Genomic DNA, 12,915 nt, shown 5'->3' on the forward strand with positions numbered 1-12,915 from the left:
CTAGCAGCCCTCACGAGACTGTCAGGCTCCTGGAGACTGGCAACGGCCGGATGACTGGAAACGGCTGCTGGGCTGGAGATGGCCGTTGCGGTGCGGGATCGGGGAGGGGACTGACGGATCGCCGGCTCTGCGGGATTCTCCACCCTAGGGGGGGCCTGGGCAACGGACCGCACCCCTGTCAGGGGCCATAGAGCCGCCAGGCCTGGTCACAGGTGGCCAGCAGATCCCTGTCGCAGAGGGCCAGAGCCTCGGGCCAGGCCCCCAGAAGCCACAGCCGCAGACGGGCCGGATCCACGGCACCGCTGGGGGAATCGCGCCAGTCGCGGAAGAAAGCGTCCTGGGCTGCCAACACCCGAAATTTGAAAAACTCCAGCAGGCGCGCCCACAGGCGGGTGCCTTCGATAGTCCAGAGGCGGTGGGGGTCCACCCCGAGGGCGATCTCCACACCGGGCGCAATCCCCTCCAGCGGCGGCGCCAGCACTTCCACCACCTGGGGCGGCTGCCCGTGGCGTTGTTTGGTCTGCGGATCGGGCTGATAGATCCACCCCTCCACGGCAGGGGAGTCGCCGCAGCGCACCAGCACACGCCAAAACCGAAAGGTCTCCGGCGGATGGCGATCGGTCCAAAGGAGCTGCTCAAAGCAGTGGTCGGGGTGCTCGCTGCGCAACTCCAGGGGTGCCAGGCTGAGATTGAGGGTGCCGGCGAAACAGTCAGACAGATCCAGGCCCCGCTGGGCAAACAGGGGGCGCTGCAGGCTGATGGTGCCGGCCGGGTAGGGGGAGCCGGGATCGCGCCCAGAGGCGACGCCATAACCCCGGATCAGGCGCCCCGTGATCCAGACCGGCTGCTCTGGTTCAGCCATGGCCGGCAGCGCCCGCCACGGCGAAGTGGCTGCAGCGCTCGCAGGGGCCATCGGGCAGCACGGCGCAGCGCAGCAGCGGGCTACGGGCGTTGAAACGGCAGCTGGGATCGCCGATCACCCATTGGTTCTGCCACCAGCGGGCATCGGCGGGCCGCCGCTGGGCCTTTACTTGGAGCGCCACGGAGGCGAGTTCATAGCGGCCATTGCGCAGCTGGTAGCGGTGGCGGCGCTGCAGCACCAGAAAACTACGGCCAGCCGCCTCCAGCCAACGGCCGGGCTGGGGCACCTCACCAAGCTCGGCCACCTCCAGGGCATCGAGCAGCTGATCGCTGCCGATCTGGCGCAGCTCCACCCTCATGACTCGGGCGGTATTTCCAGTGGGGCGTTGCGCGCCGAGAAGCCCCAGGCGAAGAGGGCCGCTACCACAAGCAGCAGCACCCATTCCGGCGGCACCACCTGGGGCAGACCAAGCCGCAGCAACAGCCGAATCCCCACCAGACCCACCGCCAGGTAGCCGGCGGTCTCGAGGTGCCGGTACACCTCCAGCCAACGGATGAACAGCTCGGCGGTGAGCCGCAGGGCAATCACTCCGATCACACCACCCGCCATCACCAGCAGCAAACGATCACTCACCGCAACCGCCGCAGCCACGCTGTCGAGGGAGAAGGCGAGGTCGGTGAGGGCCAGGGTGGCCACGATCGAGCCGAGGCCGGCGTGGTGGAGCGAGCCGGGATGGGTTGATCCACCGGAGCCTTCGGCACCAGCGCCGGCTGTGGCCAAATCACTGGATTCAGCCCCATCTCCGGGCTCCGACCACACCAGCAGCAGATGCCGGCCGCAGAGCCACAGCAGATACCCCGCTGCCGCCAGCTGCAACGGCCAGAAATTCAGCACCCACTGAGCCGCCACAATCAGGCCGAGACGAAACACCAGCGCCAGCGCCAGGCCCAGGTTGAGAGCCTGGCGCTGACGCGCCGGATCCTCCAGGCCACGGGCGATCGCCGCCAGGGCAATGGCGTTGTCGGCGGAAAGCACGGCCTCGAGCGCCACCAGCAAGGGCAGCAGCAGCAGCACCTCTTTCCACTGATCGGCCTGGTTGATCAGGGGAGTGAGGGACTGGATCGACTCGGCTTCCACGGGCTGCAGCGGGCCAAGATGAAAAGCAGTCTAGAAAGACACCCTGAGCCGCCCGCTGCAGGATTCACAGCTCGTGGAGGGTTTACAGCACGTGGAGGAGTCACAGCTGGAGGTCCAACTGGTGCATGCCGACAACGGCAGCCGGGTGGTGCTGGTGCAGGCGCGGCGCGGCGGCACTCTCGTCGACGGTGCCCTTGGGGAAGCCGCCACGGCGGAGGAGGCCGAAGACAGGGCCCGCCAACGCCTGGCGGCCCGCCTCACCCCCAAAACGCCGCCAGCAGCTACAGCGGCTCCAACACCCGCTTCAGCAACCCCATCAGCCCTGCCCAGCAACCCAACGCCCAGCCCGCCGCCACACCAAGAGCAGCCGAGCCCGCCGGCCGCCCAGCTCGCCGAGGAACCCCCTGCCGATCCGGAGGACTGGAGCAGCGAACTGGCCCGACTGGATCTGGAACTGCAACGGCTCGGCTGGGACCGCGACCAGGAGGCGATTTACCTGGAGCGGGTGTTCAACCACCCCAACCGCAATCGCCTCACCAGCTACGGCGATCTGCTGGCCTACCTCCAGGCCCTGGAGGGATTTGCACCGGGCACGGATCCAGCCACCGCCCCGGCTCCGCTGCGGCGCCGGGAGCTGCTCAGCCAGTGCGACGCGCTGCTGGGACAGTTGCAATGGGATCCCGGCCAGGGCCGGGCCTTTCTCGAGCAGCACTTCTCCCTCACCAGCCGCCAGCAGCTCAGCGACGCCCAGTTGCTGCAGTTCAACATGCTGCTGGAGAGTGAATGGCTGGCCGGGCAGAACCCTTAACAGTGCTGGCGCACCAGTTGGGCACCCAGACCCGATTGAGCCTGGTTGGCATAGGCCTCCCGCTCGAGCTGCTGTTCGTGGGCTGAGGCCTGGCGGTACACCGGATCATTAAGCACCCCCGCCAGGTGGGCCGGCAAGGCGGTGGGCAGACCCAGCAGCCGCGGACTGGAGCGCACCCCCCGGTTGCGGCAGCTCTGGGCCACATGAATGGCCTCATGGTTGAGCACCGTGGCGAATTCCGCACTGCCCTTCTCCACCACCCGGGGCTGGATGCGCAGCGTGCGCGCCTGGGGATCCCATTCACCCGCCGCCCCCAGCTTGGGCGGCTCGGTGAGCTCCAGGCGCACCCCCGCTGTCGCCAACACGCTCAGCAGTTCAGCAATCGCCTGCCGCTCCACTCCAAAGCTGGGGGGATTGGCGATCAGGGCACGCAGCTCAGCCACTGAAAGCGTCGGTTGATCGGCGCGGCGGCGGTAGTGGTAACGGATTGCACCGTTGGCAAGGGTTTCTGCCCTGGGGATCCACTGCTGATCGGCCACAGCCAATTGCTGCAGCAGAGACGCCTCCAATGCCGACGACGGGGCAGCGGGCTGGGAGAGGGCGGGCGGGGGAAGCGGCGGGGCCTCCACCCCAGGCCTCGACAGTTGGGCTACCAATCCGGCGCCCAGTAAAGCCAGCAGCCCGCTGAGCACACGCAGGGAAACCTGGCCGTGGGGGCGATCCAGGCGGGACGGACGGCGAGAACGCACCAGGGCAGTCGGACGGTCCGCACCAGTCTGAGGCTGGTTGCGAAGATCGGGGCTTCTTGCCTCCCGCGCCTCCATGCCCCTCTCCGCCCTGGTGCGTCAACTGCAGCAGGCATCCCTCACCGGGGAGGTGCTGGAGCGCAGCAAGCGGCCCGAGCGCCTGCGACTGAGCGGCGCTGGCCGGGGGGCCAGGGCCCTGATCAGCTCGGCGCTGGCGGGCGCCGCCGGCGCTCCCCTGCTGGTGATCGTGCCCACCCTGGAGGAGGCCGGGCGCTGGGCGGCGCTGCTGGAGCTGATGGGCTGGCCCAGCTGCCAGCTTTATCCCACCAGTGAAGCGAGCCCCTACGAGCCCTTCGATCCCACCAGCGAAATCACCTGGGGCCAGCTGCAGGTGCTGGCGGAGTTGCTGGATGGCGGCCAGCGCCTGGCGATCGTGGCCACCGAGCGGGCCCTGCAGCCCCACCTACCGCCGCCGGAGGCCCTGCAGGCCCAGTGCCTGAGCCTGCGCAAGGGCGACACGGTGGATCTCGACGAGCTAGCCACCACGCTGACGCGCCTTGGCTATGAGCGGGTGCCCACGATCGAGCAGGAGGGCTGCTGGAGCCGCCGCGGCGACATCATCGACGTGTTTCCGGTAAGCGCCGAGCTGCCGGTGCGGCTGGAATTTTTTGGCGAGGAGCTGGAGAAGCTGCGGGAGTTTGATCCAGCCTCCCAACGCTCCCTCGATGCCGTTGAGGTGGTGCGCCTCACCCCCACCGGCTACGGCCCACTGATCGCCGATGCCCTGCGCGAGGCGATGCCCGATGAACTGGATCAGCTGCTGAGCGCCGAGGCCAGCGACCAGCTGCTGGAGGGCGGCACCCCCGAGGGCCTGCGGCGGCTGATGGGGCTGGCCTGGCAGCAACCGGCCTGCCTGCTCGATTACCTGCCCGCCCACACCTTGATCGCCGTGGACGAGCGGCGCCATTGCCTCTCCCACGGCCAGCAGTGGTTCGACCATGTTGTGGAGCATCACAGCGAGGTGTGCCAGGAGCTGGCTCTGCTGCCACCGCTGCTGCACCGCCCGCCCAGCGAGGCCCTGGAGCAGGCGGCAGCCTTCGGCGGCTTCGATCTGGCCGAGCTGCACGAAACCGACAGCTACCCCAACAGTCTCGATCTGGCCTCCCGCTCGGTGCCGGCCTACCCCAACGCCTTCGGCAAGCTGGCGGGGCTGGTGAAGGGCTTTGTGGCCGAGAAGGCCACGGTGTGGCTGCTCTCGGCCCAGCCCAGCCGGGCGGTAGCCCTGCTGGAGGAGCACGACTGCATCACCCGCTTCGTGCCCAACCCCACCGACTTCCCGGCCATTGATCGGCTGGTGGAGCAGGCCACGCCGGTGGCGCTGAAAACCAAGGGCACCGCCGAGCTCGAAGGGCTGCAGTTGCCGGCCTGGAAGCTGGTGCTGATCACCGATCGGGAGTTCTTCGGCCAGCACGCCCTGGCCGCCAGCGGCTATGTGCGGCGGCGGCGCAAGGCCGCCAGCCGCACGGTGGATCCCAACAAGATGCAGCCGGGCGACTTTGTGGTGCACCGCAACCACGGCATCGGCCGGTTTCTCAAGCTGGAAAAGCTGGCGATCAGCGGCGAATCGCGCGACTACCTGGTGGTGCAGTACGCCGACGGCCTGCTGCGGGTCGCCGCCGACCAGCTGGGCAGCCTCGGCCGCTACCGCGCCAGCACCGATGCCCCGCCCGAGCTCAACCGCATGGGCGGCACGGCCTGGACCAAGGCCAAGGAGCGGGCCCAGAAGGCCGTGCGCAAGGTGGCGCTGGATCTGGTGAAGCTCTATGCCGAGCGCCACCAGGCCCCGGGTTTCGCCTTCCCGGCCGATGGCCCCTGGCAACACGAGCTCGAAGACTCCTTCCCCTACGAACCCACCCCCGATCAGGTGAAGGCGATCGCCGATGTGAAACGCGACATGGAGCAGCCCCAGCCCATGGACCGGCTGGTGTGCGGCGATGTGGGCTTCGGCAAAACCGAGGTGGCCATCCGCGCCATCTTCAAAGCTGTGACCGCCGGCAAGCAGGTGGCGATGCTGGCCCCCACCACCGTGCTGGCCCAGCAGCACTGGCGCTCCCTCTCGGAGCGCTTCGCGCCCTATCCGCTCAAGGTGAGCCTGCTCAACCGCTTCCGCACCGCCGGCGAGCGCAAGGTGATCCTCGAGGGGCTGGCCAGCGGCAAAGTCGATGTGGTGGTGGGCACCCACCAACTGCTCTCCAAAGGCACCGGCTTCAAGCAGCTGGGCCTGCTGGTGGTGGATGAGGAGCAGCGCTTCGGCGTAAACCAGAAGGAAAAAATCAAGGCCCTGCGCAAAGACGTGGACGTGCTGACGCTCAGCGCCACACCGATCCCACGCACCCTCTACATGAGCCTCTCGGGCGTGCGCGAGATGAGCCTGATCACCACACCGCCGCCGCTGCGCCGGCCGATCAAAACCCACCTGGCCGCCCTCGATGAGGAGGCGGTGCGCAGCGCCATCCGCCAGGAGATCGACCGCGGCGGCCAGATCTTTTACGTGGTGCCCAGGGTGGAGGGCATCGACGATGTGGCCGCCCAACTGCAGAGCATGATTCCGGGCCTACGGCTGCTGGTGGCCCACGGCCAGATGGCCGAGGGGGAGCTGGAGAGCGCCATGGTGGCCTTCAACGCCGGTGAGGCCGACCTGATGCTCTGCACCACGATCGTGGAGAGCGGCCTCGACATCCCCAGGGTGAACACGATCCTGATCGAGGACGCCCACAAGTTTGGTCTGGCCCAGCTGTATCAGCTGCGCGGCCGGGTGGGCCGCAGCGGCATCCAGGCCCACGCCTGGCTCTTCTATCCCGGCGATGCCTCCCTCAGCGAAGCGGCACGCCAGCGGCTGCGGGCGATTCAGGAATTCGCCCAGCTGGGCAGTGGCTACCAGTTGGCCATGCGCGACATGGAAATCCGCGGCGTGGGCAACCTGCTGGGGGTGGAACAGAGCGGCCAGATGGAGGCGATCGGCTTCGACCTCTACATGGAGATGCTGCAGGAATCCCTCGCCGAGATCCAGGGCCAGGACATCCCGGCGGTGGACGACACCCAGATCGACCTGCCGATCACCGCCTTCATCCCGGGCGACTGGATCACCGAGAACGACGAAAAGATGGCGGCCTACCGCGCCGCCGCCGACTGCAGTAACAGGGAAACCCTAGTGGAGCTGGCGGCCGGCTGGGTGGATCGCTATGGGGCCATCCCTGCGCCGGTGCAATCGCTGCTGCAGCTGATGGAGCTGAAGCTGGTGGCCAAGCGCTGCGGCTTCTCGCGCATCAAGCCGGAAAAGCCCAACATCGCCCTGGACACACCGATGGAAGAGCCGGCCTTCCGGCTGCTGCGCCAGGGTCTGCCCCAGCACCTGCATGGGCGGCTCGTGTATCAGCCGGGGTCGGGGAGCACCGCCAAGGTGCTGGCCCGGGGCCTGGGCGTGCTGCCCGCCGAGAAGCAACTGGAGGAGCTGATGGGCTGGCTGAACCAGATGGCCGCCCAACTCCCCGGCGCCGATGGCCTCACCGAGGCCCAGCGCAGCGAGCAGCAGGCGGCCCAGAACGAGGCGGTGCTGGCGGTGTGAGGGCGATCAATCCAGCGGAAACCGCAGCCGCGAAAACTGACGCCCGGCCTCGATGGCCCGCCTCTCGATTGCCACGGCTGAATCCAGCCACCCCTCACGCTCCAGAAACAACAACCAGGCGCGGGTGGTGACCTTGAGACAACCCGGCGGCAGCAGGAAGGTGGCGCGGGCGATCTTGTGGTCTTCAAACAGAAATACGCCTCGACGGGGAGGCTGCTCCATTGCCATGGCCTGCATCGTTTCTTGAATGGCCATCTCACCCAGATGGCGTTGGCGGCGCCCTGCTGCCCGGCGGCACACCTCTGTGCTCAAAACGGGGATCTGCTGATCGGTGACCCACGCAGCGATCTGCTGGCTTGTGGGTGTGTGGCTACGGGTGAGCTCCTCCAGCACCATGTCCACCATGGCCAGAGGCCAGCCCGGCTTCAGCAACAGATCCAGACCATCGGCATAGGCCAGGGTGATCCAGGGCCCGGCATCAGGAATCAGAACGGGGGCGTCCCCCATCAGACCAGCTGCTGCAGGTCGCTCACCATGGCTTCAGTGGCCTGATCGGCGAGGCGCGGCATCGGCAGGTGGGCCTGGGCCAGCAACAGGAACAGGTCCTCTTCGTGATCGAGATTGAGCTGCTCCATCACCTCGATGTCGCTGATGCGGCCGAGGGCAAACCCCAGCAGCAACGTGGCATTGCGGTTGCCGTGCTGCTCGGCCAGCTCGCAGGTTTCCACCAGATAGCGCAGCTCCGCATTGAGCAGGGCGCTGATCGAGGTGTCGTGCTGAGCCGCCAAAACCTTGGCCCGGCGCAGAAGATCGCGGTCCACGGAGGCGGTGAAGTTGACGCTGGCCATGGAACCTGCTGCACCGATTTCAGTGTGTCACAGATTCCAGTATGGGGGTGCCGCTTTCTACGCGTTCGACGTGATGCTGCACAGCCGGTTGATCTGCTCGGCCTCCTCCACCGTGTTGGCAATCCCGGTGGTCAGGCCGGGTGAGCCCACCACGATCGAGAGACACTGAGCGCGGCTGATCGCCACGTTGAGCCGGTTGGGCTCCAGCAGAAAGCCCAGGCCCCGTGGTGCGGCATCACCGTCACTGGCCGTGAGCGAATGAATCGCCACCGGCGCTTCCTGACCCTGGAACTTGTCGACCGTGCCCACCCGCGCCCGCTTGCCGAGGCGCTGCTGCAGACGGTTCACCTGCACGTTGTAGGGAGCGGTCACCAGGATCTGCTCCGGCCCGAGCACGCCTCGCTGCTCTCCGCCAGCACGCGCATGGCAGTAGCTGCCGTTGAGCAAGGCATCGACGATCTGCTCGATCCGATCGATCTCGGCTTCGCAGACAACGCTGCAGCCGCTGTGGGCCACGGGCTCAAACACCAACCCCTGCTCTGGCAAAGGCTCACCAGTCGCCGCCAGACAGCGCTGGCGCCAGCAGATCGCGTTGACGGCGTTGGCGGGATTGGCCTTGAGCCGGCCGTCATAGAAGAGCTGCGACACCATCGCCGTGAGCGAGGGTTCCATCCGCCAGCTGGTGGCCAGGAACACGCCGCGATCGTCAGGCACCACGTGGGCGCCCTGCATCAGGTACTCAAGGCACGAGCGCCCTGAGTCGCCGGGATGATCGGCCTGGGATGGTTGGGCCAGCTGCTGCTGATCGCCCACCAGCAGGATCGTTTTGGCGCAGCGGGCCATCACCAGCAGGTTGGCCAGCGACATCTGGCCTGCTTCATCGATCACCAGCAGGTCGAATTGATCAGCCAGCTCCTCTCGGCAGAACATCCAGGCCGTGCCGCCCACTACCGCCATCTCCTCTGCGATCGCTGCTGGAGGCACCAAGGGGATGCCGCGCTCCTGCAGCACCTCTTCCTTCTTGCTGCTGCTGCACTTCACCACCCTCTCCCCAAGCCCCTGTTTCTGGCAGGTGGTGTGGGCCTTAATCAGCAGGTTGTTGATGGCGGCATGGCTATTCGAGCTGATCGCCACCCGCTTGCCGTCGGCCACCAGCTGGGCGATCACCTGGCCTGTCACCGTTGATTTACCCGTCCCTGGCGGGCCCTGCAGCGCCAGGGTGACGCCGCTGGAGTTGGCAAGGAAGCTCGCCAGCCGGGGTGCAACAGAGCCCGGCTCAGCCGCAATGGCGCTATTGAGGGTCACCAGCTCGGCAATGGGCTGGCGCTCCAGCAGCTGCAGCATCGCCGGCGGCAGTGGTTGGTTGCCGTCCAGCCATGCATTGGCCTGCTCCAGCAGGCTCTCGCGCAGCTTCTCGCTGATGTCGGCCGGCACCTTGATCAGCGATGTGAGCCGATCGGGGATGCCATCGCCAAGCCCATCGGCGCGGCGCTGATCGCGCTTTTTCCATGGCAGCTTCAAAGTGACGCGGCCGCGTTCGGCATCGAGCGACTCGACACTCACCTTCAGGCCGGTTTCGGGGATCTCCAGCTGCAGGCCCCGATCACCGCTGTCGGCCCGCAACTTCAGCGGCTGCGCCGGATCAAATGAAAAGGTGTGGTAATCGGCTCCGGTGAGCTTGCTCTCGCGCGGCTCCACACTTTTCCAGCGGGCCTCGGCGATCGCTTCTCCGTCGTCAACCAGATCACCCGGGCTGAGTTCGGCCCTGTTGCGCCGGTCGAAATAGGCCCACCAGGCCACCTTGGCCTCGCGGTGGTGGAAGGGCAGCAGCTGGGCCAACAAGCGCTGCACCCGCCAACTCATGCCTCGTTTCCCGCCTTCTTCCTGGGCGGCGAGGAGCGCATCTCTGGCGTTGGCAGGCGGATCGCTCTGCAGCTCCTCCGGCAGTTCGGCCAGCAGCTGGGCACTGAGTTGCTCCAGCGGCCAGGGCTCCTTGGGTTCCTGGCCCTCACTGCTCAGCTGCAGGTGTTCCTCCGGCAGCCCCTGCTCCCGCTTGAGATCGCGCAGCCAGTCATGCAGAAGGACGGTCGACTCGCAGTCCTCGCGGTTGTAGTTCTCGATGTTCTTGAGCAGGGGACTACCAGCGGGCAAAACCCCGGGGCGATCGGGTTCGCCAGAGTTCTGCCAGTTGAGGTAGGCCACCACCGAGTCGCCGGCGTTGGTCACTTCTGCCTCGCGCTTCTCCATGTAGAGGTGCTCCACCTTCTTGATCGAATAGCTGGGCTCACCCAGCACGATCGAGCTAGTCACCACCGGCAGCAGGTCCACCAGCAGGCCAGAGCACAGCCACTCATCGATCACCGCTTCTCGGGTGCAGTGCTGCTGGGCCAGACGGCGCATCGCCGTCCTCTCGTAGCTGGCGTAGTGGTACACCCGCAGGCCCGGATGACGCGTACGCCGCGCTTCCACCCAGTCCACCCACTGCTCAAAGGCCTTCTTCTCCTCCACAGGGCTGTGGGCCCACCAGGCTTTGAACTGCGACTCGCCGCCAGGCACATCGCGATAGCAAGCGCCAAAGAGGTATTCGAGCTTTGTGCCAGCCACCGAGTCCTGGACGCCCTCCATGTCAAAACAGATGTCACCATCGTCAGCGGCAGGTAGGGCCGCCAGACCTTTGCCGTTGACGACGGGCCTCAGGCGGTAGGCCGGCCGGCCATCGGCCCCAGCAGGGGTGAGCTGCAGTTCGGCCTGTTGCCGCAGTTCATGCAGCGTTTCAGGGTTCACCCCCGGTACCGATGTGCCGCCGGGCAATGCCGCGAGGGCGTCAATGGTGGTGATGCCAGCAGCGCGCAGCTTCTGCCGCTGGCTCTGGCGCATGTTCGCCACCAGCATCAAATCGCGCTGATCGGCCAGCCGCTGCTCGATGAAGGCAGTCCAGCCGCCGTGGTCGCCGGGCATGTCCTCCGGAATGGCCTGTGGGTCAAAGGCTGCTCGGAAGGTGCGGTAGCGCTGGCGCAGCAGCTGATACCAGGCCCAGAACTGATCTGTGGCATAGCGCTGAAAGCGGCCACCACCGAGGTAAAGCTCAAAGTGATCAGGCCGCTGGCCCAGCAGCGGAGTCAGCAGCTCGCAGTAGGCCGAGGCCTGCACCAGAAAGGTGGTCTTGGGCTTGGAGGCGAGCTTGCACTCGATTGGGATGTAGCTCCAGGCCCCCAGGGATGAGGGTTGTTCGATGCGGCGCAGCAGATCAGCTGAGCCCCGTAGTTCGTCGTTGCAGAGCGAGGCCTGGTGGATAAAGTCAAAGCCCTCTGCCATTGCTGCCTTTGTGGCCGCGTAGTCGGCGCTGTTCTGCTTGCCGGGCAGACGGGCAATGCGATGGCCCTGGGCTTCCAGCTTGGCGAGGAGCACCTGCTCATGGCGCAGACCATCGGCAAAAAGCTGTTGATCCAGCGCATTGGGCTCAGGTTTGGCTCCCTCAAAGAGGCCGCGTGCTTCTAGCTCTTCCCACCAGGCACCGATGAGCGGGCTGCGGGAGAAGAGTGAGAGCTTGCTGGGGGTGATGAGGGCCGGCTGCTTTGAAGCATCCGTGTTTCTTATGAAGCTGCTCATGCTTTGACATCAGTCCTCCGACAAGTTCTTGAGTGGCACCAGTCGGCCGCCCTCAAGCATCAGTTTTTCGTCCACTTTGTTAACAATCTCGCGGACTCGAGGCCATATCTCATCGATGGCAATCCGAATTGGCTCCTGGTCACCTGGCGCCTCGTCGGTATTTCCTGGCTTGATCCTAATTCGAATTTGTGAGATCCAGTTTTTTGCCCTGATGTTGTCCTTGCGGGCCGGATCCTGCACTTGATCGATGGCCTCACGAATAATCGACCTCGCAAGGGGCGCACCGCCCGGCGAGATCACGGTTGCGAAGTAACCCTCTACAGAACCCTTCTGCTCCCACAGACGAATCTCGAACAAGAACTGCTCACGACCTTTCCATCCTTTGGCATTTTTTGGAATAATTTCATTGAGACCTCCCGTCAGAAAGCGGACATAGCAGTTGCTGCATGAACCCATCTTCCAGCCTTCGTCTAAGACTTTTTGCTTGATATAGTCACAGGCGATTGTTGCCGCGTCAGGCTTGTTGTCATAGATAAAGTCTAAAATTTCTTTATGGCTTTCGTAAAGCTGCCTGGCCAGGGCGTTAAGCGGGCTTTCTTTCATGAGATTCGTGCAGAGGTTGTCTAGGTAGTCACTGATGTAGATGCCGACACTTGGAGCCATCGACTCCCTGTGCAGCTTTAGTATTCTCTCAAGGTGCAAAGAGATTTGGTGATATGAGTAATTGATATAGTTTGCTTGCTCGCCCTCGTCTCCTGGGTCGCGCCCATCAGGGGTCAGGTAGACGAACGTCTTTCTGCAAGAAGGGAAGCTTTTATTGACAATTTCCCTATAGCGAGCCAGCTGTTTCTGGCTGTCAGAGCTGTCAACTTTGTTTTCGATGCATACTGCCAAGTCGTCAGCGACGAGGAGGATATCAATATTGCGCCACTCGCGCCTAACTTCGACTCGCCTGGCATTTATGTCTTGCATTCCTATTTCGTTGACGGACTCGGGGCTGTCTAGAAGGGAGACGTCCCGAAGAAAGCGCTTCAGAAAGAGCGATCCAAGGCCATGGGTCCCCTCGGGGTCGAGTAGCCAGGCCAGAAAGTTGGAATGCCTGATCTCCATTCGCTCGATACCGAGTACGGAGAAGATATTCGGATCCTTCAGCTTGAGATCCAGCTCATCAAAGCCTTCGCTATTCACGAGCTCGGAAAACTGATCGATTCGGACTAGGCGTTCTTTATCTAGCTCCAATTTAGCCTCGTGCTGATAGTTCAATAGGTACGGTTCGGGTC

Annotated in this window: 10 protein-coding genes; 2 read left to right on the plus strand and 8 right to left on the minus strand. The window is 65.1% G+C overall.

Annotated features, from left to right (window positions below):
- Window positions 1–178: 178 nt before the first annotated feature.
- The 3 genes from CJZ78_RS14160 to CJZ78_RS02320 are packed head-to-tail and all read right to left on the minus strand — an operon-like array spanning window position 179 to window position 1,999.
- Entirely contained in the window at window positions 179–862 is a 684-nt protein-coding gene (locus tag CJZ78_RS14160; RefSeq protein WP_094559288.1) for a hypothetical protein, read from the minus strand.
- Window positions 855–1,220, minus strand: coding sequence for a DUF6464 family protein (locus CJZ78_RS02315; protein WP_094559289.1), 366 nt, complete (start codon window positions 1,218–1,220; stop codon window positions 855–857). Before CJZ78_RS02315 ends, CJZ78_RS14160 begins: the two co-directional genes overlap by 8 nt.
- Entirely contained in the window at window positions 1,217–1,999 is a 783-nt protein-coding gene (locus tag CJZ78_RS02320) for a DUF475 domain-containing protein (protein ID WP_094559290.1), read from the minus strand. The genes CJZ78_RS02315 and CJZ78_RS02320 overlap by 4 nt, the downstream gene beginning before the upstream one ends.
- Before the next feature lie 91 nt (window positions 2,000–2,090).
- Between CJZ78_RS02320 and CJZ78_RS02325 the strand changes: the two genes are divergently transcribed.
- Window positions 2,091–2,807, plus strand: coding sequence for a hypothetical protein (locus tag CJZ78_RS02325; protein ID WP_094559291.1), 717 nt, complete (start codon window positions 2,091–2,093; stop codon window positions 2,805–2,807).
- Here the strand turns inward: CJZ78_RS02325 and CJZ78_RS02330 are convergent.
- Window positions 2,804–3,556 (minus strand): hypothetical protein, encoded by a 753-nt coding sequence (locus CJZ78_RS02330; protein WP_143592827.1) that lies wholly within the window; start codon window positions 3,554–3,556, stop codon window positions 2,804–2,806. The two genes, CJZ78_RS02325 and CJZ78_RS02330, sit on opposite strands and share 4 nt — an antisense overlap.
- Window positions 3,557–3,629: 73 nt before the next feature.
- Between CJZ78_RS02330 and mfd the strand changes: the two genes are divergently transcribed.
- On the plus strand, window positions 3,630–7,178 hold the full coding sequence (mfd, locus tag CJZ78_RS02335) for a transcription-repair coupling factor (protein WP_094559293.1): 3,549 nt from the start codon (window positions 3,630–3,632) through the stop codon (window positions 7,176–7,178).
- A 6-nt stretch (window positions 7,179–7,184) separates the two neighbouring features.
- Here the strand turns inward: mfd and CJZ78_RS02340 are convergent, their stop codons facing one another.
- From CJZ78_RS02340 to CJZ78_RS02355, 4 genes are read right to left on the minus strand one after another with little or no spacing between them, the layout of a single operon-like run.
- Entirely contained in the window at window positions 7,185–7,685 is a 501-nt protein-coding gene (locus CJZ78_RS02340; RefSeq protein WP_094559294.1) for a hypothetical protein, read from the minus strand.
- Window positions 7,685–8,026: a hypothetical protein gene (locus tag CJZ78_RS02345; protein ID WP_094559295.1), complete on the minus strand. Its 342-nt coding sequence runs from the start codon at window positions 8,024–8,026 to the stop codon at window positions 7,685–7,687. Before CJZ78_RS02345 ends, CJZ78_RS02340 begins: the two co-directional genes overlap by 1 nt.
- Window positions 8,027–8,083: 57 nt before the next feature.
- Window positions 8,084–11,635 (minus strand): TM0106 family RecB-like putative nuclease, encoded by a 3,552-nt coding sequence (locus CJZ78_RS02350; protein ID WP_094559296.1) that lies wholly within the window; start codon window positions 11,633–11,635, stop codon window positions 8,084–8,086.
- Between the two features lie 9 nt (window positions 11,636–11,644).
- Window positions 11,645–12,898 (minus strand): PD-(D/E)XK nuclease family protein, encoded by a 1,254-nt coding sequence (locus CJZ78_RS02355; protein WP_158217019.1) that lies wholly within the window; start codon window positions 12,896–12,898, stop codon window positions 11,645–11,647.
- Window positions 12,899–12,915: the final 17 nt, after the last annotated feature.

Origin of the sequence: Synechococcus sp. 8F6 (genome assembly GCF_002252665.1) — a bacterium.
Classification (GTDB): Bacteria; Cyanobacteriota; Cyanobacteriia; order PCC-6307; family Cyanobiaceae; genus Cyanobium_A.

Coding starts and splice junctions, on each gene's coding strand:
- mfd (WP_094559293.1), top strand. CDS start 3,630: ATGCCCCTCTCCGCCCTGGTGCGTCAACTGCAGCAGGCATCCCTCACC.
- CJZ78_RS02340 (WP_094559294.1), bottom strand. CDS start 7,685: ATGGGGGACGCCCCCGTTCTGATTCCTGATGCCGGGCCCTGGATCACC.
- CJZ78_RS14160 (WP_094559288.1), bottom strand. CDS start 862: ATGGCTGAACCAGAGCAGCCGGTCTGGATCACGGGGCGCCTGATCCGG.
- CJZ78_RS02350 (WP_094559296.1), bottom strand. CDS start 11,635: ATGAGCAGCTTCATAAGAAACACGGATGCTTCAAAGCAGCCGGCCCTC.
- CJZ78_RS02345 (WP_094559295.1), bottom strand. CDS start 8,026: ATGGCCAGCGTCAACTTCACCGCCTCCGTGGACCGCGATCTTCTGCGC.
- CJZ78_RS02315 (WP_094559289.1), bottom strand. CDS start 1,220: ATGAGGGTGGAGCTGCGCCAGATCGGCAGCGATCAGCTGCTCGATGCC.